We start from the raw sequence: 26621 nt of genomic DNA on the forward strand, positions 1-26621 counted from the left end.
GTGTTTGCTTGAAAGGGAATGGACGATGGCGCGACTGAGGGAGCAGCGGCGCAATTGCAGGGGCCGCCCTGCCGCCCTATCTATAGTGCCAAAGGGCCTGCGCATTGCTTGGACCCCATCCCTTTCTCAAGGAGAAGACCATGAGCTCCACCCCCACCGGAACCACCACCGTGGCGAAAATCGAAAAGACGGACGCCGAGTGGCGCGAGCAGCTGACGCCCGAGCAATACCGGATCCTGCGCGAACACGGCACCGAGCGGCCCTTTACCGGGCCGTATTGGGACAATTTCGAAAAGGGCCTCTATCGTTGCGCCGCCTGTGACGAACCGCTGTTCATCTCCGACACGAAGTTCGACGCCGGCTGCGGCTGGCCGAGCTATTTCGAGCCGGTGAAGCCGGACGCCGTGACCGAACACCGCGACACGGCGTTTGGCATGGTGCGCACCGAAATCCGCTGCGCCAACTGCGGCGGGCATCTGGGCCATGTGTTCCCGGATGGCCCGAAGCCGACGGGGCTGCGCTACTGCATCAACGGCCATTCGATGGTGTTCGAGCCGTTGAAGTGAGCGGGAGTGCCTGAGGAGGCCCCGGGCCTCCTCCCTCCCAGGCTGTGTTGAGATCTCCACCGAGGCGGGAGCCGGGTTCGCTGTGTGTGGGGGGCGAATTCCCTCCTAGAAATGAGGCATGATCTGCAGTGTTCGCCGTCGTGTGACCTCTGGGGCATGGCCGATGACTGGCCCGACATTGTCACGGTGTCTCCGCATGAAGAAGGACGGCGACCAGGGCAGGCCCTTGAGCAAGGTCGGCATGACGCGTGTCGGCTCGTATAGGCCACATTCCGAGAGCTCGTGGGGATCGTCGATGATAAAACCGGTGCCCTCGAGCCTGTCGACCTGCTTGGTACAGTAGGAAACATAAATCCAGGGGACTTCCCGATCCCCAAAAGGCATGAAGCCGGCAGCCCGCACCAGACAGGGCCGAGGATGAGGATAAGGACCAGGGAGTCTGGGACTTCCGTCAAAGGGCCAAGCACACCAAACAAAATCCCACTTCGCGGGAAGTGGGATCAGGTCTGTTCGATACGGCTCGCGGATGACCACCGTCAGTCGCCAGAGACCGGCCTGAACTGGCCGGTAATCGGGCCGTAGGCATCTTCGATCATGGTATCAAGCGTTTCAAAGTAGTCCGGATTGAAATCCGGCCCCAGGCGGTTTTCGCGCTGCTTTTCGATATCAATGGCATCGTCAGCGGGAGCTACGGGAACCAGGGCACTGTGCACCACCGGGTCGCGGGGCGACAAGACTGCCTTTGCAGGGGGGGGCTTCCCCCGTCGAAGAGGCAATTGTCGTCACAACTTTCCGTTGGGTCACCACCGCGCCTCCTTGTCCGAATGAAGGACAACATAACCGAAAACCGGCTTCCGCACAATAATCGGCTTCAATCACCCCTTTTCGACCAGCCCACTTTTGGTTGTGGACACCCTCCCCTTTTGCCGAAACCTGCAGGGTTTGGATTTGACGGCACGCACCTCCTGCGACAGGCATCATGCGTTCACAACTGGGGGTCATCATGAACAAGACAATTACCGCCACCGTGGCGCTTGCTGCGGCGCTTTCTTCCTGTGCCAGCAAGCCAAAGGATATCGAGGCGGCCTATGTGTCGTCGACGCTGTATGAGAGCCTGTCCTGCGACCGGCTGCGCGAGGAGGCAACGACCGTGTCGAGCCGGGCCATTTCGGCGAGTGGCGTGCAGCAGAAGAAGGCGGACAATGATGCGGTGGCGGTCGGCGTCGGACTGGTCATCTTCTGGCCGGCCCTTTTCTTCGCCAAGGGCGACGGAGCATCTGCGGCGGAAGTCTCGCGGCTGAAGGGCGAGATGAAGGCGATCGAGACGGCGTCGATCAAGAACAATTGCGGCATAAGGTTCGAGGATTCGACGGCGCAGCCGGCGAAAAAGAAGTGAGGCAACCACCCTCCCCTTGAGGGGAGGGTCGGAGCGGAGCTCCGGGGTGGGGTGACGGGCGAGACGCCTGCGTTGATCCATGATGTCGGACGCGTCGCCAGGATCACCCCCACCCGCCGCTTTGCGGCGGCCACCCCCCTCAAGGGGGAGGTGGAGGTTCTCAGCGCCCGTCGAAGGCTGCCAGCGCCTTCGGCGAGACGCGGCTCCAGAGGCCGGCGAGCAGCAGCACGCTGAGGATGGCGGCGAGGATGAAGGGCATGCCGAGCGCCTGGGGGCGGGGCATGACATGTTCGGCCAGCGTGACGCTGACGCCGGCCACCAACACGCCGAGCGGCATCGTGCCGAGGCCGAAGAAGCGGTAGACGCTGTTGACCCGGCCAAGCAGATGCGGCGGGATGAGGCGCTGGCGCAGCGAGACCGTGATGATGTTCCAGACCATGCCCGTTATGGCCGAGAGGGCGAGCGCTGCCCAGACCAAGGACGGAAAGGGCAGAAAAAGCACGATCAGCGCCCAGACCAGGCACCCGGCGATGGTGGCCCTGATGCAGGCGGATGCGCCGAAGCGGCGGATGATCGGTTCCCCCAGCAAGCCGCCGATGACACCGCCGATCGCCAGGCCTGTCAGCAGCAGGCCGTATTCGGCCGAGTTCAGTTGCATGACCTCCTGAGCATACAAGACCATGCCCGTCAGCAGCATGACCTCGATGGCGTTCAGCACGCCCAGCCCGAGGGCGAGATCGCGCAGCAGCGGGCGGGCAAAGAGATAGGCGGTGCCTTCGCGGATTTCGGCGACCCAGTGGCGCGGCTCCGGCCGTTCGGTGCGAAACGTGCCGGGGATGGAGAGGATCAAGAGGCCGGCAAAGGCGAAGGCAAGGCCATAGAGCCCGAAGGCGAGCGGCAGCGCGAGACCGATGACGAGGCCGGCAAGCGGCGGGCCAATCATCATGTTCATCACGGTTTCGACGCTGCCCATGCGGCCGTTTGCGGTCTCGAGCCGGTCATGGGGGACAATCGACGGCAGCAGGGTGACGGCGGAATTGTCGCGCAGGACCTCGGCAAAGCCGACGATGAGGGCGCAGAGCAACAGCAGGGCATAGAGCGGATCAAACGGGAAATCCTGGACAGGGGTTTGCGGCAGCATGCCCGGGGCCAGCATGGCGAGCGAGAGCGTGATCAGGGTGACGAAGCGCAGGACATCCATTGATATGACCAGGCGACGGCGGTCGAAGCGGTCGGTGATCACGCCTGATGGCAGCGCGAAGAGGAACCAGGGCAGTTTCTGCGCCACGCCGACGAGCGCGATCGCCAGGGGGTCGCGGGTGATCAGCGAGGCAAGCCAGGGCCAGGCGACGACGCCGATGCCATCGGCGAGATTGGCAAGGCCGCTGGACAATAGCAGGCGGTGGAAGGCGCGGCCGAGCGGGAGCTTGGCCGGCAAGGGTAGACTGGCTTCGGGCGGGGTCATGCGGGGTTCCTTGAAGAGCCCCGACTAAGCACCTGCGGAGCCGGGGAACAAGCCCTGTTTTTTTTGGGGGAGGAAACGCAAGCGGCGGGCGCTGCCAAGCCGATGCCTGGACGGCTGCTCCCGTCAGCCCGCCTGGCGGTGGGCGAGCGCGATCAACGGGCAGACGATGGCAAATTGCAGGAGGGTGAAGGCCGTTTCGAGCGCGATGAAATCGCGCACCGAGGCCATCCTGTATTTCGCCGCGACCGGCAGGACGACGAAGGAAATGGCGAGCAGACCGAAGACGAGGAAGGCGGCAGCGGCGCTGCGCCAGGTATCGGCGGGCGCGGTGGAGAAGAGGCGCGGATAGGCGAAGGAAAAGATCAGGCCCTGGATGACCATGGAGCCGAGACCGAGCGGGATGAGGACATCGTCGCGGTACATGTCGAGACGGTGATAGGCGGCGGCGAAGGTTTTCAGGTGCCAGACGTAACCGAGCGGAAAGGTCGGCAGAAGATAGGCGGCGAAGCCGAGCCAGAATGCCTTGCCCATGACGAAACCTCCCCAGGGTTCCAGAGTGCCATTCCCCAAGGCCATCCAACCATGATAACTTGTAATTTGCAAGTGATTTGACCGGAAACCGCCATGACCTCACCTCCCCGCTCACTCTGCCCCATCGCGCTCGCCCTGGACCTCTTCGGCGACGCCTGGTCGCTGCTCATCGTGCGCGACCTGATGTTCAAGGGGATCTGCAGCTTCAACGGCTTTCTGGCCGCTGGCGAAGGGATTGCCACCAATGTGCTCACCGACCGGCTGGTGAAACTGGAACAGGCCGGGATCATCACGAAGGCGCGTGACGGGCAGGATCGACGACGCTTCGTCTACCGGCTGACCGCAAAGGGGGCGGAGCTTGCGCCGGTGCTGGTGTCGATGGTGCTGTGGTCGGCCAAACATACGCCGACCGATGCGCCACGGGACATGGTGGCGGCCATGGCCGCCAATCCGCAGGGCTTTGCAATGCAGGTCATTCGGCGCGTGGCGGCGGATGAAGCGGGGCCGGCAAGGGGTTGATTTCAGAGACGTTTGGCAAACCGCTTCAGGCCGGGCGCGAAGGCGGCGCCCCATCCGGCTCAGCTGCCGGTCGCCGCGGGATGTCCAAGACGCCCTTCTCGCCGACCCCGGCCAGACGAACGGGCGCGTGATCCTTGAACTTGACGACAAGTTCGAGTTCACCACCGAGCGCTTCGACATAATCACGCAGCGTGGACAGCAGAAAATCCGAGCGCTTTTCCAACTGCGCCACGGAAACCTGCTTCTTGCCCATTTTTCGGCCGATATGCTCCTGCGTCAGATCGAGCGCCTTGCGGAGCTTTTGAAGGGTATCATATTCGTCCAGCAGTTCCCGCGCCCGCAAGTCGGAGGCGGCAATCATCTCGGGCGTCATGGTTTCTGCAAAAACGTCGGTCGCGGATCTCGCCATCATTCTCTTTCCTTCATTCGCTGAGCTGTGAGATGGGCCTGGTAACGCTTGTCGGCCGTGCGAATGAGCTTCCTGTAGAAGGCCTTCTCACTGGTGCCCGACTTGTCGCCGGCGACCAGAATGACGGCCTTCCGCTCCGGATCGAAGGCAAAGGCAGCCCGCCACACCCCACCTGACGCATCAAATCGCAGTTCCTTCATGTTCGCATAGGCCGAGCCCTTCAGTGTATCGGCCCTCGGGCGGCCAAGCTCAGGTCCCCGCGCCTGGAGGAGCAGCACCATCGCGCGCAGCTCAACCTTCACATGGCTGTCGAAGCCTGCAAACTCCAGGGCAAAATGATCATCGAATACCACAGTCCACGTCATTGGATATAGCTCCTGACTTATATAACGTCAAGCCTATATTAAATCCCTAGCTGTCCATCCTATCATCACACAACCTAACGACAAGGCCTGCCATCCATGGAGGAGAGAACCACGCCAAGACGCTGATTTCAGCCTCGTTCCGCCAGCATCTTCAAGCACTGCTCGAAGGCCGTGAGATCCGTCCAGAGCCTGTCGGCTTCCGCCGCATGAACGGCCACCGGGCCGCCGCGGCGCTCGACGCCGCCGTGGAGCATGAGGTTCTCGATCATCTCGAAGTCTTCGAGCATGGTGCCGTCGGGCGCGCGCTTGCGGCCGTCTTCGGCGAGGTGGATCTGGCCCGAATAGAAGTCGGCGCTACGCTTGAAGTGGCTCTCGGCGACATTGGTATAACAGGCGACCAGCTTGCCGGCGCCGCACATATAGCCGAGTTCGAAGACCGTGCCGGGATCGGCGGCGATGCCGCGAAACGGGGTCAAATTGGCGATGACGCCATCGGCGCGGTTCATGAAGCCCTCGTCGATCTCGGAAATGTTGAGGCCGAACTGGTGTTTGGTCGGGGCCGGCGGGATGGCGAGGTCGCCTGGGCAGATGGGGTCAAAACCATAGCTGCGGGTGAGTGCGGCCTTGGCATCGAGGATGGCGCGGGCATCGGGCAGGAAGACCTCGGGGCCGGCGAGGTAGAGTTTGAGCGGGGTGGACATGCGGGGGGAGATCCTTGGAGGCTTGGGAGAGCCCGATCAGGAGCAGTCGGCGGGCGGACTGGCAAGGCCGGCTGAGCGCGACGGCGGGGATGTGCACAGGGTTTGGCGGGGACTGAGCAATCGAGACAGGCGTCCTTTCATCGGACTTGAAGTTCTACCCATATAGGGTAATTTATGCCATGGAGAAACGGATCGCGCATCATGATCTTCATGCCGTCATCCTGCTGGTGCGGGTGCGGAAGGCTGCGGCCTTCACCAAGACCGCAATCGACGGCGGGCGGCAGATGGGGCTGACTATGGCGGAGATGATCGATGCCGTCTGCGGACTGACACCGCGCCACTTCTTCAAATCGATGACGACCTATGCCGACAACAGGGTGTGGCAGGACGTGTACCATGCCGATACCCCGGTTGGAAAAGCCTATGTGAAGGTGACGATGTGCCCGGATGGCGCGCCTGTCATCCAGTTCAAGGAGTTGTAGAAATGGGTACCGATTGCAGCAGCTGCGGTTCTGTCGGACGGATGACCCGCTTCGAAAACGAGAGGCACGACGTGGTCTTCCGTGATTTGAAGACAACGGTCGAAGGCTTGTCCGGATGGCGCTGCGAGGGCTGCGGCGAGATCGAGTTTGACGCTGACAGTGCCGAGCGCTATGCGGCTGCCGGCGACGCCCTCGTGCTGCAGGCCAGACGCAGCGTTGGCGAGGAATTGCGGCGCATCCGCAAGAAGCTCGGCCTGAACCAGGCTCAGGCTTCTGCCCTGACCGGCGGCGGGCACAATGCGTTTTCCCGTTATGAAACCGGCAAAGTGATCCCCTCGCCTGCGGTGGTCAATCTCTTTCGCCTGCTGGATCGGCATCCGGAAGAGGCGCGGGTGCTCAAGCGGGCATAACGAGTTTGAATTGGCAGGGTGCTGGTGGCCTTCCCCTTCGAGGCCCGCCTTTGGCGGGCTCCTCAGGGTGAGGGGAGATGGAGGCCGCGCCTCTCTTCGCCCTCTCCCGCCCCCTGCCCCGACTTCAAGAAACCGGGCTAACAAGGTGGCCAGCCCCCTCCCCATCGGCTAGACCTTTGACCATGTCGACTCAGCCCCTCACCGATCCGCTGTTCTCCGCCCATGGCCGGGAAACCCCGCTTTCCGTTTTGAAGCGCGTTTATGGTTATCCGGCCTTTCGCGGGCGGCAGGCGGAGGTGGTTTCTCATGTCGTTTCGGGTGGCGATGCGGTCGTGCTGTTTCCGACCGGGGCGGGAAAATCCTTGTGCTTCCAGGTGCCGGCGCTGTGCAGGCCAGGCGTCGGCGTGGTCGTCTCGCCGCTGATTGCCTTGATGCGCGATCAGGTGCAGGCGCTCAAAGGTCTTGGGGTCCGGGCGGCGGCGCTCAATTCGACGCTGTCGAAGGACGAATATGTCGAGATCCGGCGGGCACTGGATCGCGGCGAGCTGGACTTTCTCTATGTGACGCCGGAGCGCACGGCGACGCCGGGTTTCGTCGAGATGATGCAGGGCGTCGAGATCGCGCTCTTCGCCATCGACGAGGCCCATTGCGTGTCGCAATGGGGGCATGATTTTAGGCCTGAATATCGCGAGCTCGGCAAGCTCACCGATCTCTTTCCCGGCGTGCCGCGCATGGCACTCACCGCCACCGCCGATCCGCATACGCGGGACGACATCATCGAGCGGTTGGGGCTTGAGAACGCCGAGGTGTTCACCACCTCCTTCGACCGGCCGAACATCGCCTATGAGATCGTCGAGCGCGACCAGCCGCGTCAGCAGCTGTTGCGCTTCCTCTCCCGCCACAAGGGATCGAGCGGCATCGTCTATTGCCTGTCGCGCGCCAAGGTGGAGGAGATCGCCACCTGGCTCGATGACCAGGGCATCCGGGCGCTCCCCTATCATGCCGGCATGGACCGGGCGGTGCGCGATGCCAATCAGGATGCCTTCCTGAAGGAAGAAGAGCTCTGCCTCGTCGCCACCGTCGCCTTCGGCATGGGCATAGACAAACCCAATGTGCGCTACGTCGCGCATCTCGACCTGCCGGGCTCCGTCGAGGCCTATTACCAGGAGACGGGGCGCGCGGGGCGTGACGGGCTGCCGTCTGATGTGTGGATGGCCTATGGCATGGCCGATGTCATCCAGCGCGGGCGGATGATTGACGAGGGTCAGGCGGCCGACGAGATCAAGCGGGTGGAGCGGGCCAAGCTCAATGCGCTGCTCGCGATCTGCGAGACCCCGGGCTGCCGGCGCCAGGCGATCCTCAAACATTTCGGCGAGAGCCACGCGGGCAACTGCGGCAACTGCGATACCTGCCTGAAACCGGTCGAGACCTGGGACGGGCTAGACGCGGCGATCAAGGCGCTGGCGGCGATCTACCGGACCGGCGAACGCTTCGGCACCGGGCATCTGATCGATGTGCTCTTGGGCAACGAGAACGACAAGACTGTTCGATTCGGCCATACGGATATGCCGGTGTTCGGGGCGGGCAAGGATGTGCCGGCGAAGACCTGGCAATCGGTGTTTCGCCAGTTGCTCGCCGCCGGTTACGTGCGCGTCGACCACACCGCCTTCGGCGCGCTGAAGCTCGAGGAGACGGCGCGGGCCGTGTTCAAGCGCGAGGTGGACGTGCGTTTCCGGAAAGACCGGCCGACCACGGGCAAGGCCGCGCGGGGGGCAGCCTCGTCGCGCACCGCCCATGCCAAGGCGGGGCTCGATCAGGCGGATCAGGAGCTGTTCGAGGCCTTGCGCGCCAAGCGCATGGAGATCGCCAAAGACCAGGGCGTGCCGCCTTATGTGGTTTTCCCCGACACGACGCTGATTGCGCTGGCCACCGAACGGCCGATGGACGAGGACGAGATGCTCGGCATTTCCGGCATCGGCCAATCGAAGCTGGAGCGGTATGGCGACGCGTTTCTCGAGGTGATTTTGGCGTATTCGCGGTGAGGTTTCGGCCTAGCCCCCTCATCCTGAGACGCCTGCGTCAGCAGGCCTCGAAGGATCGAGGCCATGGAGGTCACCCCCTGCTTCTCGGCGACCTGCGCCTTACGGGTCATTGCAGCTGAACAAAAAGCCCCCTCCCCAACCCTCCCCACAAGGGGGAGGGCTTAACCCTGCTGCGCTGTCATGTGCTGGACAGGCACAGTTTGCGGATCGACGTCTCGCGCGACGTCCCCCCACCCGCCGCTTTGCGGCGACCTCCTCCCTCAAGGGGGAGGTGGGGAAATCCGCCGGCGCCAGTCGCTCGGGCTTTCTCCGGTCACACGCAGGAATTCGCGGTTGAAGTTGGATTTGGTCATGAAGCCCGCCTCGAAGAGGATGCGGGTGACGGGCATGTCGGTGTCGGCGAGCAGCCGGCAGGCCTCCGCGATGCGGTGGTTGTTGACGTAATGCGAGACGCTCATGCCATGCACGCGGTTGACGGCTTCGGAGACGGCGCGGGCGGGGCTTCCGAGCCGGCGGGCAAGGCGGGCGAGGTTGAGATCCGGATTGGCCCAGAGGCGCTTTTCCGTCATCAGCCGGTCGAGGTCGATCGCGAGGCGCTGGTGGTCTTCGGTGGCGGATTTGGCTGACAGCGCCGTCGAGGCGGTGGCAGGCTCCACCGGGCGGGGCGATGCGATGGACGGTGATGTGAGCCGTGGGGTGGCGTCCGGCCCCGCATCGGGTCCGCCCCATTCGGCGAACGAGGCGTCGCCCTCGCCTGCCTCTTCCTGGCTGGCGGTGACGGCGCCGATGCCGAGCAGAAGCAGGATCAGCGTGGTGGCGGCAGACACCACCATGGGGGAATACCGGCCGCCCGACCACAGCATGTCGAGGCTGATCGCGACATCGGTCAGCGCAGAGGTGATCAGGGCCAGGCCGGTCAACTGCAGCGCACGGTAGGAACGCAGCGCGCCATCAAGCCGGGAGGCGACCAGCGCATCCGGCCCCTCCCGGGCCAGCCACAGCAGGGCTGCGCCATAGGCGAGGAATTCGCTGATCAGGACGACATCGACGGGAATGCGCATCACGGCGGGGATGGCGAGCCCGTCCGGCATGCGCGCCGTCAGCATGATCAGGACGACCGCAAGCGTCGGCAGGAGATGCGGCCAGTCGGCGCGTGTCAGGCCCTGGCCCTCGCGGGCGAGATCGCGGAAGGCGAGGAAGGAGAGCGCCGGGATGAGGCTTGCCATGACCGGCAGGACGGCCAGCACCTGCGTCAAACCATACCCCCAGCGCAGGCCGACGAGCAGGCTCTGGATGATGTGCAGCACGATCAGCAGCAGGAAGAGCCCATGCGTGCCCCAGCTGTCGCGGCCTTCGCGCAGAAGGCGGACGAGGAAGATGCCGAGAAAGAGGGCAACGAGGAAAGAGAGCGGGACGAAGAGCATCAGGGATTTCGCATGTCAGGGCATCAGGTTGAGGCGATCATGACCGCAAGCGCGATCAAGGTCGACCTGAAACGTGATCAAGGTCGCCGGTCAGGGCGCTGCGGCGGCAGATGGGGCATCGAAACGGCCCCAGCATTCTGCATGCGGGGCGACACCTGAAGGAGCCCAACCCATGCGCACACGCACCATCATTCTCTCGGTCCTCGGCGGCATCGTCGCCCTCGCCGTCATCGACGGCAGCATCCAGATGATCCAGGCGAGCGAGGCGATTTCCGGACCCATCGACCTTGCCGGCGTGACCCGGCTCGACGTGACGGGTTCCGCAAGCGACATCACCATTGCCACGCGCCGGGACGGACCGCTGCAGGCGGTTCTTTCGGGGACGCGGCATGGCTGGGGCGCCCTCTTCCGTTCCGCCTGGTTTGCCTCCGGCTGCGCCGGCCAGGGCCGGATGACGCGCGACGGTGACACGCTGACCGTCGACATGGGGGATCGCGGCGGCTTCTTTGGCTGGAACGACTGGGACGACTGCACGCTGACGCTCAATGCGCAGCTCGCGCCGGAGGCGCGCGTGTCGATCCGGCAGAATGCCGCGCGCATGCGGCTGTCGGGCGATTTTGACAGGATCGATATCGACAGCGATGCGGGCGACTTTTCCTTCACCGGCCATGCGGCCACGATCGCCGCGCGGGGAGCGGCGCTGCGGGCCAAGCTCGCCTTCGAACGGGTGATGAACACCGAACAGATCCAGATTTCCGGCAACATGCTCGACGCATCCCTGCGCTTCCTCGTGCCGACGCCGATCAGCTACGGCGTGGAAGCGGTCGCCTCCTATGTCGACAGCGCGCTGCCAAACACGCCGGGTGCGAAACCGGCGATCCTGATCCGGGGCGAGATGGTGCGTGTGACGATCCGGTGATCCAAGGCGCGTTGCGGGTGGCGCGGGGTCGTTGGCGGTTGTCGCTGCATGTGCGGGCGTCATCGTCCTGCCGCGACAGGATGTCATGGAACAACAGCAGCCGGATGCCGTTGTTCCATCCATGACCGGTGACGGAAACCCATCCCGCATGGGCCAAGGGGCACCGCAGTTTTTTTCACGTGATCCTCACGCGACGCGCATTCCAGCACAGGAGATCATCCATGCCGCAATCGAACACGACCAATCGCCGCCTCGTTCTTGCCGAGCGGCCGAAGGGCGAACCCAACGACCAGACGCTCCGGCTCGAGACCGCCGACATTCCCACACCCGCTGATGGCCAGATGCTGTTGCGGACCGTCTTCCTGTCGCTCGACCCTTACATGCGCGGGCGGATGAGCGATGCGCCATCCTATGCGGCACCGGTCGAGATCGGCCAGACCATGGTTGGCGGCACGGTGTCGCGCGTGGTCAGCTCCAAGCTCGACGGCTTCAAGGACGGCGACTGGGTCGTCGGTTTCACCGGCTGGCAGGATTATGCACTTTCGGACGGCAAAGGTGTTACGCCGCTTGGCGCTCATCCCAGCCATCCGTCCTGGGCGCTGGGCGTGACCGGCATGCCAGGCTTTACCGCCTGGTCGGGCCTCAAGCAGATCGGCAAGCCCAAGGCCGGCGAGACGCTGGTGGTGGGTGGTGCGACGGGTCCTGTTGGCGCGACCGTCGGGCAGATCGGCAAGATCCTTGGCCTCAAGGTCGTCGGCATTGCCGGCGGGGCGGAGAAATGCGCCCATGCGGTCGAGGTGCTCGGCTTCGACGCCTGCGTGGATTACAAGGCAGACGGCCTGCCCGACAGGCTGAAGGCCGCGACACCCGACGGCATCGACATCTATTTCGAGAATGTCGGCGGCGCGGTTTTCGATGCGGTGGCACCGCTTTTGAACACGGCTGCCCGCATCCCGCTTTGCGGACTGATCGCCCAGTATAACGCCACGTCGCTGCCGGATGGTCCGGATCGGCTGGGCTGGCTGATGGGGCTTTTCCTGAAGAAGCGCGTCACCGTGCGCGGCTTCATCGTCTTTGACGACTTCGGTCATCTCTATCCGGAATTCGCCCAGGAAATGGGCGGCTGGGTGGAGGCCGGCAAGATCAAATACCGCGAGGAGATGATCGATGGCCTGGAAGAAGCGCCGCGCGCCTTTATCGGGCTGCTGCGCGGCGAAGGGTTCGGCAAGCGGGTCATCCGCGTCGGGCCGGATGCATGATCCTTCGAGGCCCTCGCCTTCGCGAGGGCACCTCAGGATGAGGGGGTCTGCGGCACCCGCGTTCGCGAGGGCACCTCAGGATGAGGGCGTCTGCGCCCGTCGCCTTTGCGAGGGCGCCTCAGAATGAGGGCGTCTGCGGCCGTCGCCTTTGCGAGGGCTCCTCAGGATGAGGCTTGCGCGGCCCTCGCATTTGCGAGAGCTCCTCAGGATGAGGGCGGCAGCGGCACTCGCGTTTGCGAGGCGCCTCAGGATGAGGGCGTCTGCGGCGCGATGCACACATCGTTTCCCCTCACCCTGAGGTGCCCGGCACGGCCGGGCCTCGAAGGGCGAGGCCACCGATCACGGACATGAACACCCAATCAACACCACAACAAGGACTGATACCCATGAAAATCCTGATGGTTCTCACATCGCATGACGCGCTCGGCGATACCGGCAAGAAGACCGGTTTCTGGCTCGAAGAATTCGCGGCCCCCTATTACGTGCTGAAGGATGCAGGCGCCGAGATCACGCTGGCCTCGCCGAAAGGCGGCCAGCCGCCGCTGGATCCGAAAAGCGACGAGCCCGACGCCCAGACCGAGGCGACGGACCGGTTCAAGGCCGACCAGACGGCGCAGCAGCTGCTCGCCTCGACCACGCCTTTGTCGCGGATCGACCCCGCCGATTTCGACGCGGTCTTCTATCCCGGCGGCCACGGCCCGCTCTGGGATCTCGCCGAAGACAAGGACAGCATCGCGCTGATCGAGGGATTTGCTGCCAAGGGCCGGCCGGTGGCCGCCGTCTGCCATGCGCCGGGCGTGTTTCGCCATGTGAAGGGGTCCGACGGCAAGCCGCTGGTTTCGGGCAAGAAGGTCACGGGCTTCACCAATACCGAAGAAGACGCCGTCGGCCTGACGGAGGTGGTGCCGTTCCTCGTCGAGGACATGCTCACGCAAAACGGCGGCATTTACGAAAAGGGTGCCGACTGGGGCGTGCATGTGGTGACTGACGGCACGCTGGTGACCGGGCAGAACCCGGCCTCTTCGGAAGAGGCGGCCAAGGCGCTGCTGAAGCTTCTGTAAGGCAATGCGTCCATCTGCCCTCGTCCTTCTGATATCGCTTCGCGCCCACATCAGGATGAGGGTTGATCGCTTGCGCGGACCTTCCACCCTCCCCTTGAGGGGGAGGGTCGGAGTGAATCTCCGGGGTGGGGTGACGTGCGAAGCGTGAGCCCCGATCAATGAGGTCGGACTCGTCACCCTGGTCACCCCCACCCGCCGCTTTGCGGCGACCTCCCCCCTCAAGGGGGAGGTGGAGGTCCAAAGGGGACGTTAGAGGGCTCAGTCGAGCTTCAGCTCCATCATCGTCAAATCCAGCCAGCGGCCGAATTTCTGGCCGACTTCATGATGGGTGCCGACCACGCGGAAGCCGAGGCTCGTGTGGAGGGCGATGGAGCCCGTGTTGCCGGCTTCGATGGCGGCGATCATGACGTGGACATTGCCGGCTCTGGCGCGCTCGATCAGGGACGCCATCAGGGCCTTGCCGAGACCACGGCCCTGATGATCCTTCTCGACATAGACGGAATGCTCGACCGTGTGGCGATAGCCGTCGAAGGCGCGCCAGTCGCCATAGGAGGCGTAGCCGGCAATGATGCCGTCGATCTCGGCGACCAGCACCGGAAACCCCTTGGCGCGACGCAGTTCCAGCCAGACCCGGCGGTTGTCGAGATCGATCAGGACGTCATTCCAGATGGCGGTCGTGTGTTCGACGGCGTGATTGTAGATCTCGCGGATGGCGGGCAGATCGGCTGGCGTTGCGTCGCGGAGGATGAGATCGGTCATGCGGGGCTCATGCGTTCGGACCGGACGGACCGGACGTTTCTTCTGGGAAAGCTTGGGGCGTGTTGGGCAAAGCTATAGGGCCGGTTGCACAGTCGGGGAAGACGCCGCTAGACTGGGCCGGCATATTTTTATCACCAAGCCGTTTTCCGGGGGAATTTCAATGCCAAGCTTTATCGTGCCGATGGCAATTCGTTATGTGCTCGTCTCGCTCGCGATCACCGTCGTGATCACGGCTGTGGTCACCGGGCTGATGACCTTCGGCTATATGAGCGACAAGCCGTCGAGCCTCAGCCATCTCGTGGTGATGGGGGCCGGGATGTGGGCAGGTGTCTATTTCGCGAAACAGGCGGGGCGGCCGGCGGAATGGCGCGAATGCTTCCGGATCGGCGCGTTGCTGACGGTGTTGCAGATCGCGTTTTCGGCCGTCGTGACAATCGGTTTCCTCCTGCTGCCCGGCGGCGGCCTTGAGGAAATCCAGGCAAACCTCGATCCGCAACTGATCGGCGTGCTGACCGCCGTGCTCATCGTCACCGGCCTGATCTACTGGGTCGGGACGGCGGGTTTCATCCGGATCGGTTCAAAATCGGCGCTCGCCAAGAAGAAGGGCTGAAGCCCCCCCTCACCCCAGGCTGATCGCCGTGAACACGGCTGAATAATGCACGATCGCGGCTGTCACGACGAAGGCGTGCCAGATGGCGTTCTGGAAGCGCAGCCGTTCCCAGACGTGGAAGACGACGCCGGCGGAATAGATGCAGCCGCCGATGATGATCAGCGTCAGCGTCACGCCCGGAATGATTTCCGACAACGGCCCCATGGCGAGCGCGCCGCTCCAGCCCATGCCGAGATAGAGCAGGATGGCCAAGCGGTCGTAGCGGCCGGGGAAGCGGAATTTCAGCCAGATGCCGGTAAAGGCGGTTGCCCAGATGCCGAGGAGCAGCGCCAGGATCAGCGGACGATCGGCGCCCTGGACGAGAAAGGGCGTGTAGGTCGAGGCGATCAGGATGAAGATCGCCGAATGATCGAAACGGCGCAGGATCCACTTCACGCGGGAATGCGGCCACATATTGTAGATGAAGGAGACGCCGAGCGAAATGATCAGGCCGAGACCATAGATCCAGCTGGCGGCGATATTGGCATAGTCGGAATAGACGGTCGCATAGAAGATCAGCGCGGTGGCGCCGACCAGCGCGAAGACGACACCAATGCCATGAATGATCCCGTCGGCGACCAGCTCGGAAAGGTCGTAGGCGCGGCCAAACTTGAAATGCTCGGTGTTCATGACGTCGTTTCGTCTTTCTTAGTCTGCGGTGTGTCGCCAGCCGCGAAGCATGGAGTGGAATGATGGCGGAAAAGCCACCGGCGGACAAGCAGGGCGGCCATCACGAAGGCTGACCGAGCGTAACCTTGCTTGCTTGCAGTGCGATGACACGAAGGCCACCAAACCTTCGTTAACCAGGCCTCGCTTTGCCGGAAAACTTCGCAGCGGCTCGCCCTGCCCGCGCGCCGTCTCGACCGCTCAAATCGTTAATTGCAATTATCTTTATAATTCAATATTTTGGTTCAACTTCTTGTTATCTGAAATCATCTTCCATTAACCTTCTCTTATACTGCCACTCCTAGTCTGGTCATGCGGAGCCGGCATAAGGCCGGGACCTCCTTCGACAATGCGTATGAACGCATGCGGCACCGGCGTTGCGATTGCCTCTTCATTGCAGCCACCCTTCCCCGCGCCCAGGCAGATGATCTGCTCTTCACCTTCACACGATCAGCCAGACTCTCAGCACAGGGGCAAAACCCGTGAAGCATATCTCGATCAGCGGAAAATTTCTGACCATCATGGCCGGATTCGGCCTGTTCTCCCTCGGATCAGCCATTTATTCCGGCCAGACGATCTCGAACATCGACGAAGACTACAGCACACTCATCAGCCGTGACTTGTCCGCATCGGTTGACCTGGCCCGCGCGGTTCGCGGCCTGCAGGCCGCGCGCGCTTCTCTTGCCGAAGGCATGGTAGCGCTAACAGAAGACGAGAAGGCGCTGGCAAAGACGGCCGCCGAAACGGCGGAGGGCGACTTCGTCAAGTCCTTGGATGCCGTGATCACCGCGCTTCCGGCGCGCGCCGAAAGCCTGACCGCCCTGAAGGCGGAAAGCCTGGCGGCGATGTCGGACGCCTGCGGCCCGAGCATGCAGGCCGCCAGCGTTTCGACGACAGCCGACGCGCAACTGAAAGCCCAGGATCTGTTCAGAACGCAGTGCCAGCCGGCCATGCGCGCAGCCGTGCAGAAGTTCTCCGGCCTGACCGGGGAGATCATGGACGAGGCCGAACAGGCCAGCGGCACGCTGTCCGCCCAGGCATCCTCGACCGCCGCTGCGACGCTGGGCTTCACGGTCGGTGCCTTGCTGCTGGTCCTCGTTGCAGGGTATCTCGCCGTCCGGACCTGGCTGGTGCGACCCATTCAGCTGATGTCGCAGACCATGGGCACGCTTGCCAATGGCGATTTGTCCGCCGTGGTCGATGGCACCGACCGGCGCGACGAGATCGGCGGCATGGCCAAGGCCGTCGAAGTGTTCAAGCAGAATGGTCTCAAGACCCGCGCGCTCGAGCAGGAGGCGATCGCCAACCGCTCCGCGAGCGAAGCCGAACAGGCGCGGATCGCGGAAATCGAACGGGTTCGCGCGGCCGAGATGGCGGAAGCGACCACCGGTCTCGGCGAAGGTCTCAAGCATCTGTCGAGCGGCGACCTGACCTTCCAGCTGACGCAGCCTTTTGCCAGCGATTTCGAGAGCCTGCGCGCCGATTTCAACGCCGCCGTCAGCCAACTCGGCACCAGCCTGCGCTCGGTGTCCCAGGCGACCAGCTCGATCGACAACGGCGCGCGGGAAATCAGCCAGAGCGCGACCGACCTGTCGAAGCGCACCGAACAGCAGGCAGCCTCGCTCGAAGAGACGGCCGCCGCTCTCGACCAGATTACCGCCAATGTGCAGAACTCCTCGAAGCGCACGGAAGAGGCGCGCAACGTGGCGGTCGAGGCGAACCAGTCGGCCCGCCGCTCCGGCGAGGTGGTGTCGAACGCCGTCAATGCCATGCAGCGGATCGAACAGTCGTCCAGCCAGATCTCCAGCATCATCGGCGTCATTGATGAGATCGCCTTCCAGACCAACCTTCTGGCGCTGAATGCCGGCGTGGAAGCGGCCCGGGCCGGTGAAGCGGGCAAGGGTTTTGCGGTCGTGGCCCAGGAGGTGCGCGAGCTTGCCCAGCGGTCTGCCCAGGCAGCGAAGGAGATCAAGGACCTGATCCGCAATTCGACCGACGAGGTCTCGACCGGCGTGAAGCTGGTGCAGGAGACCGGCGAGGCACTGAAGGTGATCGAGGCGCAGGTGGTGACGATCAATGCCCAGCTCGACGCGATCGCCACATCGGCGCGCGAACAGTCGGTCGGCCTGGCCGAGGTCAACACCGCCGTCAACCAGATGGACCAGGTGACCCAGCAGAATGCGGCGATGGTCGAGGAATCCACTGCCGCCAGCGCTTCGCTCGCCGGCGAAGTGACGCGGATGCGCGAGATCATCGCCGAATTCCGCCTAGGGTCGCAGGCAGGTGTCATGCCGGCGAGCCGGCCGCAGCCGGTGCGGGCCGGAGAGAAGCCGGTCGCCTCGCCGGCACGGCGCATGCTGGCGAGGGTCGCCGGTGCCGTCGGCATGGGCAGCAGCGCCCCGGTGGCCGAGAGCTGGGAGGAGTTCTGAGCGCTCGGGATCTGATGGGACGATGGAGATCGGGGCGGCGTTCGCCCCGGTTTTTTTGCGTTTGCGGACGCGCGGCTCTTGAGTGTTCGGGACTGGCACAAACCGATCTGGCTCCCTTGCGCCCGCCAGGGATCACTTGGCACGCCATCCCCCACATGGTAGGTTACATGTAACCAAGGAGCGTGTGACATGTCCACGGCATCGAAATCGTCAAAGTTGAAGGTCAGGGAGCATCGAGCCCGCCTCCGCGCGCAGGGGCTGAGGCCGATCCAGATCTGGGTGCCGGACGTTCGAACGAAAGACTTCAAGCAAGAGGCGCGCGAGCAATCCATCGCGGTTGCCCAAAGCCGCGAGGCCGAGGCGGATCAGGCATTTGTCGACGCTGTCTCCGTTTGGCCTGACGAATGAGACGAGGGGAGATCTGGACGGTCTCCGGGGCTGGCGACGACGCCGGCAAGCCGCGTCCGGCGGTGATCGTGCAGGACGACAGTTTCAGCGAGACAGGATCGGTCACCCTCTGTGGATTTACATCGGATGAAACCGAAGCGCCTCTTTTTCGGATTCCCGTTGAGCCTACGGACAGCAATGGCTTGGTCGGCGCATCGCGATTGATGGCAGACAAGATCACCACAGTCGCCAAAGGAAAGCTCGGTCGCCGTATCGGTGCGCTGGATACGAGCGACATGGTTCGTCTGGAGCGGGCGATGCTGGTGTTTCTCGGTCTTGCCGGTTCAACCAGTCGAAGAGAGTGACCCAGAAAGCGAAACGAGGGAGCACACCCCCTCGCCTATGTCATCGCCTCTGCTCTCCGATCAGGATATCCCGGAGCTGAATGGCGTTTTTGTCAGTCTCGGCAAAGAAAAAGGCCGAGGCGCAAGGGGCCTGGAGCACCTGGAGAAGCCCCGGCTCCCGCGGAGGCAGAATGGTGGCACTCGCACCGCGCAACGGCGGAATTGGTGAGGCCGGGTTTCGAAGCGCGATGACAAATGCACCAGACGGCAGGGGGAAATCCTCATTGTAGGGAGGGCTCACCCAGCTGACGGTCAAGCTTTCAACCGCGTTGCCAAGCAAGACCTCATCGACCGCAAGGTTTATCCGAGCGTAGTCGCTCATCAGCCGCACCTTAGTAGGTTGGGGTCGGCCGGGCGCAAGCTTGGCCATCAGGTCTTGCGCACGCCGATGGGCTTCTTCATCGCGGACCATCTCGAAGCGGGTTACGCGAGCTAGCACCACATGATCGGCGAAGCTGACATCCTCAAGTCGGAGCGGCGCCCTTTTCGCACAGGCGAAAGCCGGGCTGGCTGGGACCAGGAGTGCGGCGAGCAAGAAAAGAAAACCACGTTGCATATCCCGATTCCATCAATCGACTCTTCCACCTTCTGCCGCGTGCTGTGCAGCGAACGCGCAAAGGGATAGCCCCGCTTTCGCACACCATTAACGTGCAATCCGGCAAAAGAAGGGCAAATTTCGTGTATGAGCGTACGGACGAATGTATTGCGTCATGGCGGGCAAAGCCCCGAGACACAACGCTCAAATTGCTGAAGGAGGAGGGTGATTATTGTTCTGACTGTTGCCTTGCGCTGCGGTAAAGCAGCCGCGCTGCGATCAAGGTGAGCTGGGTTAGCTTCATGGTCAGGGCAATGAGAATGGCGACAGCGATATAAAAGACCGCCGGGCTGTCTTCCGCCCGCACCAATACGCCGTGCCTGCCGGGGATTTCTCCGATAATGAGCATTGTTATGGAGAGGCCCAGCATGGCGGGACCCAACATGACCATCCCGACAATCAGGGACCAGGTTTGCAGCTTGCTCTTCATTCGATGCCTATCCCATAATCGCTTGGATATGATGGATACACGCAAACGGAAATGCAACGGCTCCCCCCAAACGAAACGAGGGAGCTTAACGCCCCCTCGCCTGTCTCACGTCACTGCCTCTTAGCTCACGCCGTCTGCATGGCGCCCGGTCCCGGGATGGCGCCGGGAGGGCACTTGCCGAGGATGATCATGCCGAGCACTTCGTCCTTGGTCACATCCTCCGTGCGCGCGTGGCCCACGACGCGGCCGTTCTTCATGACGAACACGCGGTCGGCGAGGTCGAAGACGTCGTGGATGTCGTGGCTGATCAGGAAGATGCCGATGCCTTCCTTTTTCAGCTGGACGATGAGATCGCCGACCTGGGCGGTTTCCTGGGGGCCGAGGGCTGCCGTCGGTTCGTCCATGATCAGGATCTGGGCGTCGAAGAGGATCGCACGCGCGATCGCCACCGACTGGCGCTGGCCGCCGGACAGCGCCTTCACCGGCTCCTTGAAGCGCTGGAAGTTGGGATTGAGACGCCCCATGACTTCGCGGGCCTTGGCTTCCATCGCGACGTCGTCGAGCGTGCCCCAGGGGGTGCGCAGTTCGCGGCCGAGATAGAGATTGGCGGCGGCGTCGACATTGTCGGCGACGGCAAGCGTCTGGTAAATCGTCTCGATGCCATACTTCTTCGCATCGCGCGGGTTGTTGATATCCGCAAAGTCGCCGCGGATCAGGATATCGCCGTTGTCGCGCTTGTAGGCGCCGGAGAGGATCTTGATCAGGGTGGACTTGCCGGCACCGTTGTGGCCGAGCAGGGCGACGACTTCACCGGGGAAGAGATCGACCGAGGCATCGTCCACGGCGTGGATGCCGCCGAAGGAAATGGAAATGTTGCGCATTTCCACGAGTGGGGTGCGGTTTTCCGACATGATTTTCAACTCCCCTTACTTCGCACGGGCGCGGTAGACGGTATCGAGCCATACCGCGATCACGAGCACGATGCCGATGACGATGCTTTGCAGCGGCGTGTCGAGACCGAGCAGGACCATGCCCGAATTCAAGGACTGCATGACGACGGCGCCGAGCATGGCGCCGGCGATGGTGCCGACACCACCGGCCAGCGAGGTGCCGCCGATGACGGCTGCGGCGATGGTGTAGAGCTCGTCGAGCGTGCCTTGCGCATTCGTCGCGGCGTTCAGGCGGGCCGTGGAGATCGCGGCAGCGATGGCGCAGAGCGCCCCCATCAGTGCAAACAGCTTGACGGTGACCCACTTCACCTTGATGCCGGCGAGCTCGGCTGCTTCCGGGTTGCCGCCGATGGCGAAGACATAACGGCCGAAGCGCGTGCGGTTGGTGATGAAGGCCATGACCATGGCGATGCCGATGGCGATCAGGACGGGAACGGCAATGCCGAGGCCGATCTGCAATCCGCCTTCCGGCCAGTCGATGCCATTGGCAGCGGCATATTTCTTCGCCAGGTTGACCGGCATGTAATAGGTGTTGGCAACCCAGACGGCGCCGAGAATGGCGATGCAGCCGGCGCAGACGAGGAAAACCTCGGCCCAGACCGGACGCAGCGGGAAGCCGAAGCGGCGGCGCTGGCGGCGAGTATTGAGGATCGACAGCACGATCAGCAGGCAGGCCACGAGGCCGACGATCCAGCTGGCGGTGACCCCGATAGACCCATCCGCGCCACCGCCCATCAGGCGGTAGGTGGTGTCCATGGGAGCAACCGTCGCGCCCGAGGTGACCATCCAGGCAGCACCGCGCCAGACGAGCAGGCCGCCGAGCGTGACGATGAAGGCGGGCACGCCGAGGAAGGCGATGATCGCACCGTGGAAGGCACCGATGGCGGTACCGACGGCAATGCCGGCGCCAAGCGCGATGATCCACATCATCGGGTGTTCGAAGCCGATGATCGGCGGCAGGATGCGGGCCTGCAGCACGCCCATGATCATGCCGACGAAGCCGAGGATCGAGCCGACCGAGAGGTCGATGTTGCGGGTGACGATGACCAGCACCATGCCGGTCGCCATGACCGACACGGAGGCCGCCTGGACCGAGAGGTTCCAGAGGTTGCGCTGTGTCAGGAACAGACCGTCCCAAAGACCGCCCGACATGATTTGGAAGCCGATCCAGATGATGCCGAGGGCAATGACCATGCCGAGCAGACGGGTGTCGATCTCGGTCGCTTGAAAGAAGCGCTTGAGCGCTGAAACATTGGATGCCCGGGCGCCGGGCGCGGGCGTGGCAAGGCTGTGATCCGCCATACGAATTATTCTCCCCAGTCGGTTTTCGGCTTGCGAAGGGCACGTGGAACACACGTTGCCGCGGGCCCATTGGACCCGCCATGCGGATCGAGGCATCTTCCTTGGTTGCGGTCGGGTCCCCCAAGGCTGCGGCCCCTTAAAGCCGAACCCGGTTTCCAGCCGCGATGCTCCCGACCAGTCGAAACGCCGCAGCGCAAGGGCTGCGGCGTTCCGGCTCAAGCTCTAAAGATCAGTCACGCGATCACTTGCAGGCGGCAACCGAGCCGGCTGCAACGCCCTGGCATGCTTCTTCCTTGGAGATCCAACCCGCGTCGATGACGGTGTTGAGGTTTTCCTTGGTGATCGGCAGCGGAGCGATGAAGTAGGAGTTCATTTCGGTGCCCTTCGGGCCGCCGGAGAACTTCACGGTGCCTTCGATCTCGTCCATGGACTTGCCAGCGGCGAGTTCAGAGGCGATTTCGCCGGCCTTCTTGCCGAGTTCGCGGCTGTCCTTCCAGACAGACACGGTCTGGGTGCCGAGTGCTACGCGGTTCAGAGCGGCCTTGTCGCCGTCCTGGCCGGAGACCGGAACGGAGCCGGCCATGCCCTGGGCTTCGAGCGCTGCCACAACACCGCCGGCCATGCCGTCGTTGGACGATACGACCGCATCGACCTTGTTGTTGTTGGCGGTCAGGAACTGCTCCATGTTCTTCTGGGCGGCTTCCGGCTTCCAGCCGTCGGTATAGGCTTCGCCGACGTTCTTGATCTTGCCGGCGTCGATGGCTTCCTTCAGCACTTCCATCTGACCGGAATAGAGGAAGTCGGAGTTCGGGTCGGTCGAGGCGCCCTTGATGAAGACGTAGTTGCCTTCCGGCTTCACCTTGAACACTTCGCGGGCCTGCATGCGGCCGACTTCCTTGTTGTCGAAGGTGATGTAGTAGGCGTCCGGGTTTTCGATCAGGCGGTCGTAGCCGACGACCGGGATGCCTTCAGCGGTGGCCTTTTCGATGGCCGGGCCGATGGCTTCCGAATCCTGGGCGAGAACGATCAGGGCGTTTGCGCCCTGGGCGATCAGGCTTTCGATGTCGGTCAGCTGCTTGGCGGCAGACGTCTGGGCGTCAGCGGAGATGTACTTGTTGCCGGCGGCTTCAAGGGCTGCCTTGATCGCGGCTTCGTCGGTCTTCCAACGCTCTTCCTGGAAGTTCGACCAGGAGACGCCGACGGTCAGGCCTTCGGCATTGGCGACGGAATGCAGGCTCACGATGACGGCAGTCGCTGCCATCAGCTTCAATACGGATTTCATTTTAAACCTCCCAAGGTGATAGCGGACCGACGGAAGACCTCCCCACCGAAACGGCCCGCTGCAAAACTGCCCCAACCCCATGGACCCCCGTCCAATGGTTTTTCTCGACAGTCGAGAAAATAACTGTCAGAAGATTCCCACGCTGTCAACACGGGCGGAGGAGGCTTGCAAAGGCAGTGACCAATTGCTTTGGGAGGAGCATGCGGTGGACCAGACGAAATCGGGCGACAGACCCATCATGACAGCCAGTCCGAGGGCGAGTACCGAGGCCGTTCGCCACCAGAACAACGGGCTCGTTCTCAGCACGCTCAGGCGGGAGGGGCCGCTTGCGCATACCGATCTGTCGTCGGCGACGGGACTGTCCTCGGCGACCGTTTCGGCGATTACCGCCCATCTCGAAAAGAACGGCCTGCTTGAACGACGCGAGGTCGCCAATCCCGGACAGCGCGGCCGGCCGCGCGTTCTCTTTGCCCGGCGCCGGACTGCCGCCCATGTGATTGCCGTGCGCATCTCCTCGCATGCCGTGCAATATTCCCTTGCCGACTATCGCGGCACGATGATCGACCGATTCGAGGAAGCGCGTGATCAGGGGCCGCAATCGCCCGCCGCCTTCCTTGCCGCCTTCCGGGCGGCGCTCGCACGCCTGGTCAGCCGCTCGCGGCTGGCGATTTCGGACATCGCGACCGTCTCGATCAGCAGCAAGGGCCTGGCCGATCGCGAGGGGGCGAAACTCCTGTGGTCGCCGATCTTCGGCTATCAGGCGCTGGATTTCGAGCAGGCGCTGTCGGATTTCGGCACGGCCAGGATCCACCTGTTCAACGAAAGCCTGCTCGTCACCCATGCGCTGGTGCTGCGGCTGGAAAAATCTCGGCAGCAGCCGGTGCAGTCGCTCGCCACGCTGTCGCTCGGCCATTCGATCGGGCTTGGCGTGGCGCAGCGCGACCGGCTGGGGCAGATCGAAGTGCGCGCCCCCAATTTCGGCCACATGCTGCATTCGGATGACGGCAAGCGCTGTCGCTGCGGCGCCTATGGCTGCATCGAGGCGTCCGCCGGTTTCTACGGCATCCTGCGCACCGCCTTCGAAGTGCCGCCGGACACGATCCCCGCGACCTTCGTGCCGCTGTCGGAAATGGAAAAGATCGCCGGACGCGCCCGCCAGGGGCATCGCGCCTCCGAATATGCCTTCCGCCAGGCGGGGCTGGCGCTCGGGCAAGGGCTGTCGCGCATGCTGAGCCTCGCCGAGGAAACCATGCCGATCGCGATTACCGGACCGGGCACGCGCTTCATGGATCTCCTGACCCGAGGGCTGGATGAAGGGCTTCAGCAGTCGCAGCATGTGCGGGTGCGCGGGGCGCCTGACATCCTGATCATCACCGAGGAGGAAACGCTGGTCTTCGAAGGCCATGTGGACCGGGCGCTCAGCGAGATCGACATGGTGCTGGGGGGATGAGTGCCGCCATCACGGATCCCCTCACCCACAAAATCTGAGGTTTAGCCATGAGCGGGCCAAGCCCTCGATTTTGTAACCTCTCCCACAGGGGGAGAGGGGATCGAGCCGGCGTCGCAGCGTTTTGTCGGGTGAGCGGCAAGACATGTCCGGCTTGATCGGCGGGGCGTGCCGCCCTACCCTGCCGGCGGAAGGAGACCGGCATGAGCGCACCCGAGCGAGAACACACAGAGGGGGCCGGTTTTGCCGCCTATGTCTTCGATGCCTATGGCACGCTGTTCGACGTGCATTCCGCCGTCAGACGTCATCAGCAGGCGCTCGGGGCCCATCACCAGGCCTTTTCGGACCTCTGGCGCACGAAGCAGCTCGAATATACCTGGGTCAGGAGCCTTGCCGGGCAGTATCGGGATTTTGCCGCACTGACGGAAGATGCGCTCGATCATTGCCTGGCGCGGTTTCCGCAGATCGATCGGGGTCTCAAGGCAGACCTGCTTCATGCCTACAGACGACTCGATTGTTTTGCCGAGGTGCCAGAGGTACTGACGCGGCTGAGGGCGCGTGGCGCGCGGATCGCGATCCTGTCGAACGGGACGCCTGCCATGCTGGAGGATGCAATTGCGGCGGCCGGCATCGGATCGCTGATCGACGACGTGTTTTCCGTCGACGCGCTGAAGATCTACAAGACGGCACCGGCGGCTTATGCGCTGTTGACCGACAGGCTGGGGCTTGCGCCGGATGAAATCGCCTTCCAATCGTCCAACCGCTGGGACATTGCCGGCGCCAAGGCCTTCGGCTTTACCTGCCACTGGATCAATCGGAGCGGTGCGCCGGACGAATATGCAGACCTCGCGCCCGACGCGATCCTGCCAACATTGAAGGGACTAACGACATGACCGAGCTTCCATGGTCGGCGCAGACCTATCTGAAATTCGAGGACGAGCGGACAAGACCGGCGCGGGATCTCTTGGCCCGGGTCGCCTTGGACCGCGCATCCCGGGTGATCGATCTCGGCTGCGGACCGGGCAATTCGACGGCGCTTCTGGTCGAGCGCTACGGGATCGAGGCTGTGCAGGGGCTGGACAGCGACGACGACATGCTGGCCAAGGCGCGGGCGCGGCTGCCTGGGACGTCGTTCCTCAAGGCTGATCTGGCACGCTGGCGGCCCGCAGAACCGGTCGACCTGCTCTATGCCAATGCCGTCTTTCAGTGGCTGCCCGGCCATCTCGACATTCTGGCGTCGCTGATGGAAAGCCTCAAGCCCGGCGGCGTGCTGGCGGTGCAGATGCCGGACAATCACCGTGAACCAAGCCATCGCGCGATGGAGGAGACCGGGGCGGACGGCCCCTGGGCGCAGGCCTTTGCCGATGGCCATCTCCGCCGCATACCGCTGCCCGCGCCGGCCGACTATCTGCAAAGGCTGCAGGGCCTGTCAGCCACCGTCGATGTCTGGCACACGGTCTATTACCATCCGATGGCGAATGCCCAGGCGATCGTCGACTGGGTCGAGGGCACGGGGCTTCGGCCCTATCTGGCGGCCGTGGCGCCCGAAGAGCGGGATGCGTTCCGCGCAGCCTATCTCAAACGCATCGACGCCGCCTATCCGCCGATGGCGGACGGACGACGGCTGCTCGCCTTTCGGCGGTTGTTCGTGGTGGCGGCGAAGGGGTGAGCGTGGCCCCCTCGCGGTCAGGGCCTGGAGATGCAAAGGCCCCGCCCAGACCCTCCCCACACAGGGGAGGGCCTAACCTTGATCCGCCCGCAGGTCTCCCCTG

The 26621-nt window shown here is 63.6% G+C and carries 30 protein-coding genes; 16 read left to right on the forward strand and 14 right to left on the reverse strand.

Annotation, left to right across the window (positions count from 1 at the left end):
- Positions 1-140 precede the first annotated feature (140 nt).
- A complete protein-coding gene (gene msrB, locus DMY87_RS00895) occupies positions 141-566 on the forward strand; it encodes a peptide-methionine (R)-S-oxide reductase MsrB (protein ID WP_110789413.1) in 426 nt (141 codons plus the stop codon).
- Between the two features lie 536 nt (positions 567-1102).
- On the opposite strand, the gene DMY87_RS00905 is transcribed toward msrB, so the two are convergent.
- Complete coding sequence (locus DMY87_RS00905; protein WP_110789415.1) at positions 1103-1300, reverse strand: hypothetical protein; 198 nt, start codon at positions 1298-1300, stop codon at positions 1103-1105.
- Positions 1301-1569: 269 nt separating this feature from the next.
- On the opposite strand from DMY87_RS00905, the gene DMY87_RS00910 reads away from it, so the two are divergent.
- Positions 1570-1962, forward strand: a complete 393-nt coding sequence (locus DMY87_RS00910; RefSeq protein WP_110790319.1) for a hypothetical protein — start codon at positions 1570-1572, stop codon at positions 1960-1962.
- 160 nt (positions 1963-2122) lie between these two features.
- Here the strand turns inward: DMY87_RS00910 and DMY87_RS00915 are convergent, their stop codons facing one another.
- Complete coding sequence (locus DMY87_RS00915; RefSeq protein WP_110789416.1) at positions 2123-3427, reverse strand: MFS transporter; 1305 nt, start codon at positions 3425-3427, stop codon at positions 2123-2125.
- A 123-nt stretch (positions 3428-3550) separates the two neighbouring features.
- Entirely contained in the window at positions 3551-3958 is a 408-nt protein-coding gene (locus tag DMY87_RS00920; RefSeq protein WP_110789417.1) for a hypothetical protein, read from the reverse strand.
- 93 nt (positions 3959-4051) lie between these two features.
- On the opposite strand from DMY87_RS00920, the gene DMY87_RS00925 reads away from it, so the two are divergent.
- On the forward strand, positions 4052-4477 hold the full coding sequence (locus DMY87_RS00925) for a winged helix-turn-helix transcriptional regulator (RefSeq protein ID WP_110789418.1): 426 nt from the start codon (positions 4052-4054) through the stop codon (positions 4475-4477).
- Between the two features lie 25 nt (positions 4478-4502).
- On the opposite strand, the gene DMY87_RS00930 is transcribed toward DMY87_RS00925, so the two are convergent.
- The 3 genes from DMY87_RS00930 to DMY87_RS00940 form a co-directional block, all read right to left on the reverse strand.
- Positions 4503-4889 (reverse strand): helix-turn-helix domain-containing protein, encoded by a 387-nt coding sequence (locus DMY87_RS00930; protein ID WP_245408792.1) that lies wholly within the window; start codon positions 4887-4889, stop codon positions 4503-4505.
- The gene (locus tag DMY87_RS00935; protein ID WP_110789420.1) at positions 4886-5251 is read right to left on the reverse strand and encodes a type II toxin-antitoxin system RelE/ParE family toxin; all 366 of its coding nucleotides are present in this window, start codon (positions 5249-5251) and stop codon (positions 4886-4888) included. Before DMY87_RS00935 ends, DMY87_RS00930 begins: the two co-directional genes overlap by 4 nt.
- A gap of 128 nt (positions 5252-5379) precedes the next feature.
- Positions 5380-5952, reverse strand: coding sequence for a nucleoside 2-deoxyribosyltransferase (locus DMY87_RS00940; RefSeq protein ID WP_110789421.1), 573 nt, complete (start codon positions 5950-5952; stop codon positions 5380-5382).
- 179 nt (positions 5953-6131) lie between these two features.
- On the opposite strand from DMY87_RS00940, the gene DMY87_RS00945 reads away from it, so the two are divergent.
- The 3 genes from DMY87_RS00945 (at position 6132) to recQ (ending at position 8886) form a co-directional block, all read left to right on the forward strand.
- Complete coding sequence (locus DMY87_RS00945) at positions 6132-6434, forward strand: type II toxin-antitoxin system MqsR family toxin (protein ID WP_110789422.1); 303 nt, start codon at positions 6132-6134, stop codon at positions 6432-6434.
- A gap of 2 nt (positions 6435-6436) precedes the next feature.
- Positions 6437-6844 (forward strand): type II toxin-antitoxin system MqsA family antitoxin, encoded by a 408-nt coding sequence (locus tag DMY87_RS00950; protein WP_110789423.1) that lies wholly within the window; start codon positions 6437-6439, stop codon positions 6842-6844.
- Positions 6845-7026: 182 nt separating this feature from the next.
- Positions 7027-8886 carry a DNA helicase RecQ gene (gene recQ, locus DMY87_RS00955; protein ID WP_110789424.1) on the forward strand — a complete coding sequence of 620 codons (1860 nt, stop codon included), beginning with the start codon at positions 7027-7029 and terminating at the stop codon, positions 8884-8886.
- 260 nt (positions 8887-9146) lie between these two features.
- Here recQ and DMY87_RS00960 read toward each other — a convergent pair whose 3' ends face one another.
- Positions 9147-10310 carry a helix-turn-helix domain-containing protein gene (locus DMY87_RS00960; protein WP_110789425.1) on the reverse strand — a complete coding sequence of 388 codons (1164 nt, stop codon included), beginning with the start codon at positions 10308-10310 and terminating at the stop codon, positions 9147-9149.
- 172 nt (positions 10311-10482) lie between these two features.
- Between DMY87_RS00960 and DMY87_RS00965 the strand changes: the two genes are divergently transcribed.
- From DMY87_RS00965 to DMY87_RS00975, 3 genes are all read left to right on the forward strand, one after another.
- On the forward strand, positions 10483-11229 hold the full coding sequence (locus DMY87_RS00965; RefSeq protein ID WP_110789426.1) for a hypothetical protein: 747 nt from the start codon (positions 10483-10485) through the stop codon (positions 11227-11229).
- Between the two features lie 221 nt (positions 11230-11450).
- Positions 11451-12488: an NADP-dependent oxidoreductase gene (locus tag DMY87_RS00970; protein WP_110789427.1), complete on the forward strand. Its 1038-nt coding sequence runs from the start codon at positions 11451-11453 to the stop codon at positions 12486-12488.
- A gap of 386 nt (positions 12489-12874) precedes the next feature.
- A complete protein-coding gene (locus tag DMY87_RS00975) occupies positions 12875-13549 on the forward strand; it encodes a type 1 glutamine amidotransferase domain-containing protein (RefSeq protein ID WP_110789428.1) in 675 nt (224 codons plus the stop codon).
- A 258-nt stretch (positions 13550-13807) separates the two neighbouring features.
- On the opposite strand, the gene DMY87_RS00980 is transcribed toward DMY87_RS00975, so the two are convergent.
- A complete protein-coding gene (locus DMY87_RS00980) occupies positions 13808-14308 on the reverse strand; it encodes a GNAT family N-acetyltransferase (RefSeq protein ID WP_110789429.1) in 501 nt (166 codons plus the stop codon).
- Positions 14309-14468: 160 nt separating this feature from the next.
- Between DMY87_RS00980 and DMY87_RS00985 the strand changes: the two genes are divergently transcribed.
- Positions 14469-14918 carry an ABZJ_00895 family protein gene (locus DMY87_RS00985; RefSeq protein ID WP_110789430.1) on the forward strand — a complete coding sequence of 150 codons (450 nt, stop codon included), beginning with the start codon at positions 14469-14471 and terminating at the stop codon, positions 14916-14918.
- Between the two features lie 9 nt (positions 14919-14927).
- Here the strand turns inward: DMY87_RS00985 and trhA are convergent, their stop codons facing one another.
- Positions 14928-15587 carry a PAQR family membrane homeostasis protein TrhA gene (gene trhA, locus DMY87_RS00990; RefSeq protein WP_110789431.1) on the reverse strand — a complete coding sequence of 220 codons (660 nt, stop codon included), beginning with the start codon at positions 15585-15587 and terminating at the stop codon, positions 14928-14930.
- Between the two features lie 518 nt (positions 15588-16105).
- On the opposite strand from trhA, the gene DMY87_RS00995 reads away from it, so the two are divergent.
- The 3 genes from DMY87_RS00995 to DMY87_RS01005 all read left to right on the forward strand — a co-directional run bounded on the left by DMY87_RS00995 (position 16106) and on the right by DMY87_RS01005 (position 18804).
- The gene (locus DMY87_RS00995) at positions 16106-18052 is read left to right on the forward strand and encodes a methyl-accepting chemotaxis protein (RefSeq protein WP_110789432.1); all 1947 of its coding nucleotides are present in this window, start codon (positions 16106-16108) and stop codon (positions 18050-18052) included.
- Positions 18053-18241: 189 nt separating this feature from the next.
- Positions 18242-18460, forward strand: coding sequence for an antitoxin MazE family protein (locus DMY87_RS01000; protein WP_110789433.1), 219 nt, complete (start codon positions 18242-18244; stop codon positions 18458-18460).
- Positions 18457-18804 carry a type II toxin-antitoxin system PemK/MazF family toxin gene (locus DMY87_RS01005; protein WP_110789434.1) on the forward strand — a complete coding sequence of 116 codons (348 nt, stop codon included), beginning with the start codon at positions 18457-18459 and terminating at the stop codon, positions 18802-18804. The genes DMY87_RS01000 and DMY87_RS01005 overlap by 4 nt, the downstream gene beginning before the upstream one ends.
- A gap of 40 nt (positions 18805-18844) precedes the next feature.
- Here DMY87_RS01005 and DMY87_RS01010 read toward each other — a convergent pair whose 3' ends face one another.
- From DMY87_RS01010 to xylF, 5 genes are all read right to left on the reverse strand, one after another.
- Positions 18845-19399 (reverse strand): hypothetical protein, encoded by a 555-nt coding sequence (locus DMY87_RS01010; RefSeq protein WP_110789435.1) that lies wholly within the window; start codon positions 19397-19399, stop codon positions 18845-18847.
- Positions 19400-19607: 208 nt separating this feature from the next.
- Complete coding sequence (locus DMY87_RS01015) at positions 19608-19868, reverse strand: hypothetical protein (RefSeq protein WP_110789436.1); 261 nt, start codon at positions 19866-19868, stop codon at positions 19608-19610.
- Between the two features lie 125 nt (positions 19869-19993).
- Positions 19994-20779: an ATP-binding cassette domain-containing protein gene (locus DMY87_RS01020; RefSeq protein WP_110789437.1), complete on the reverse strand. Its 786-nt coding sequence runs from the start codon at positions 20777-20779 to the stop codon at positions 19994-19996.
- 15 nt (positions 20780-20794) lie between these two features.
- Positions 20795-22120 (reverse strand): sugar ABC transporter permease, encoded by a 1326-nt coding sequence (locus tag DMY87_RS01025; RefSeq protein ID WP_110789438.1) that lies wholly within the window; start codon positions 22118-22120, stop codon positions 20795-20797.
- Between the two features lie 241 nt (positions 22121-22361).
- A complete protein-coding gene (gene xylF / locus DMY87_RS01030; RefSeq protein WP_110789439.1) occupies positions 22362-23402 on the reverse strand; it encodes a D-xylose ABC transporter substrate-binding protein in 1041 nt (346 codons plus the stop codon).
- Between the two features lie 238 nt (positions 23403-23640).
- On the opposite strand from xylF, the gene DMY87_RS01035 reads away from it, so the two are divergent.
- The 3 genes from DMY87_RS01035 to tam all read left to right on the forward strand — a co-directional run bounded on the left by DMY87_RS01035 (position 23641) and on the right by tam (position 26518).
- Positions 23641-24852, forward strand: coding sequence for an ROK family transcriptional regulator (locus DMY87_RS01035; protein WP_165826116.1), 1212 nt, complete (start codon positions 23641-23643; stop codon positions 24850-24852).
- Positions 24853-25052: 200 nt separating this feature from the next.
- A complete protein-coding gene (locus tag DMY87_RS01040) occupies positions 25053-25742 on the forward strand; it encodes a haloacid dehalogenase type II (RefSeq protein WP_110789441.1) in 690 nt (229 codons plus the stop codon).
- Entirely contained in the window at positions 25739-26518 is a 780-nt protein-coding gene (gene tam / locus DMY87_RS01045) for a trans-aconitate 2-methyltransferase (RefSeq protein WP_110789442.1), read from the forward strand. Before DMY87_RS01040 ends, tam begins: the two co-directional genes overlap by 4 nt.
- The last annotated feature ends 103 nt before the right edge of the window (positions 26519-26621 follow it).

The sequence above is a fragment of the Peteryoungia wuzhouensis genome, assembly GCF_003205195.1.
In the GTDB taxonomy this organism is placed as follows: domain Bacteria; phylum Pseudomonadota; class Alphaproteobacteria; order Rhizobiales; family Rhizobiaceae; genus Allorhizobium; species Allorhizobium wuzhouense.

Excerpts from the sequence above, each read along its gene's own strand:
- msrB (WP_110789413.1), top strand. The coding sequence starts at position 141 with ATGAGCTCCACCCCCACCGGAACCACCACCGTGGCGAAAATCGAAAAG.
- DMY87_RS00910 (WP_110790319.1), top strand. The coding sequence starts at position 1,570 with ATGAACAAGACAATTACCGCCACCGTGGCGCTTGCTGCGGCGCTTTCT.
- DMY87_RS00915 (WP_110789416.1), bottom strand. The coding sequence starts at position 3,427 with ATGACCCCGCCCGAAGCCAGTCTACCCTTGCCGGCCAAGCTCCCGCTC.
- DMY87_RS00920 (WP_110789417.1), bottom strand. The coding sequence starts at position 3,958 with ATGGGCAAGGCATTCTGGCTCGGCTTCGCCGCCTATCTTCTGCCGACC.
- DMY87_RS00925 (WP_110789418.1), top strand. The coding sequence starts at position 4,052 with ATGACCTCACCTCCCCGCTCACTCTGCCCCATCGCGCTCGCCCTGGAC.
- DMY87_RS00930 (WP_245408792.1), bottom strand. The coding sequence starts at position 4,889 with ATGATGGCGAGATCCGCGACCGACGTTTTTGCAGAAACCATGACGCCC.
- DMY87_RS00935 (WP_110789420.1), bottom strand. The coding sequence starts at position 5,251 with ATGACGTGGACTGTGGTATTCGATGATCATTTTGCCCTGGAGTTTGCA.
- DMY87_RS00940 (WP_110789421.1), bottom strand. The coding sequence starts at position 5,952 with ATGTCCACCCCGCTCAAACTCTACCTCGCCGGCCCCGAGGTCTTCCTG.
- DMY87_RS00945 (WP_110789422.1), top strand. The coding sequence starts at position 6,132 with ATGGAGAAACGGATCGCGCATCATGATCTTCATGCCGTCATCCTGCTG.
- DMY87_RS00950 (WP_110789423.1), top strand. The coding sequence starts at position 6,437 with ATGGGTACCGATTGCAGCAGCTGCGGTTCTGTCGGACGGATGACCCGC.
- recQ (WP_110789424.1), top strand. The coding sequence starts at position 7,027 with ATGTCGACTCAGCCCCTCACCGATCCGCTGTTCTCCGCCCATGGCCGG.
- DMY87_RS00960 (WP_110789425.1), bottom strand. The coding sequence starts at position 10,310 with ATGCTCTTCGTCCCGCTCTCTTTCCTCGTTGCCCTCTTTCTCGGCATC.
- DMY87_RS00965 (WP_110789426.1), top strand. The coding sequence starts at position 10,483 with ATGCGCACACGCACCATCATTCTCTCGGTCCTCGGCGGCATCGTCGCC.
- DMY87_RS00970 (WP_110789427.1), top strand. The coding sequence starts at position 11,451 with ATGCCGCAATCGAACACGACCAATCGCCGCCTCGTTCTTGCCGAGCGG.
- DMY87_RS00975 (WP_110789428.1), top strand. The coding sequence starts at position 12,875 with ATGAAAATCCTGATGGTTCTCACATCGCATGACGCGCTCGGCGATACC.
- DMY87_RS00980 (WP_110789429.1), bottom strand. The coding sequence starts at position 14,308 with ATGACCGATCTCATCCTCCGCGACGCAACGCCAGCCGATCTGCCCGCC.
- DMY87_RS00985 (WP_110789430.1), top strand. The coding sequence starts at position 14,469 with ATGCCAAGCTTTATCGTGCCGATGGCAATTCGTTATGTGCTCGTCTCG.
- trhA (WP_110789431.1), bottom strand. The coding sequence starts at position 15,587 with ATGAACACCGAGCATTTCAAGTTTGGCCGCGCCTACGACCTTTCCGAG.
- DMY87_RS01000 (WP_110789433.1), top strand. The coding sequence starts at position 18,242 with ATGTCCACGGCATCGAAATCGTCAAAGTTGAAGGTCAGGGAGCATCGA.
- DMY87_RS01005 (WP_110789434.1), top strand. The coding sequence starts at position 18,457 with ATGAGACGAGGGGAGATCTGGACGGTCTCCGGGGCTGGCGACGACGCC.
- DMY87_RS01010 (WP_110789435.1), bottom strand. The coding sequence starts at position 19,399 with ATGCAACGTGGTTTTCTTTTCTTGCTCGCCGCACTCCTGGTCCCAGCC.
- DMY87_RS01015 (WP_110789436.1), bottom strand. The coding sequence starts at position 19,868 with ATGAAGAGCAAGCTGCAAACCTGGTCCCTGATTGTCGGGATGGTCATG.
- DMY87_RS01020 (WP_110789437.1), bottom strand. The coding sequence starts at position 20,779 with ATGTCGGAAAACCGCACCCCACTCGTGGAAATGCGCAACATTTCCATT.
- DMY87_RS01025 (WP_110789438.1), bottom strand. The coding sequence starts at position 22,120 with ATGGCGGATCACAGCCTTGCCACGCCCGCGCCCGGCGCCCGGGCATCC.
- xylF (WP_110789439.1), bottom strand. The coding sequence starts at position 23,402 with ATGAAATCCGTATTGAAGCTGATGGCAGCGACTGCCGTCATCGTGAGC.
- DMY87_RS01035 (WP_165826116.1), top strand. The coding sequence starts at position 23,641 with ATGACAGCCAGTCCGAGGGCGAGTACCGAGGCCGTTCGCCACCAGAAC.
- DMY87_RS01040 (WP_110789441.1), top strand. The coding sequence starts at position 25,053 with ATGAGCGCACCCGAGCGAGAACACACAGAGGGGGCCGGTTTTGCCGCC.
- tam (WP_110789442.1), top strand. The coding sequence starts at position 25,739 with ATGACCGAGCTTCCATGGTCGGCGCAGACCTATCTGAAATTCGAGGAC.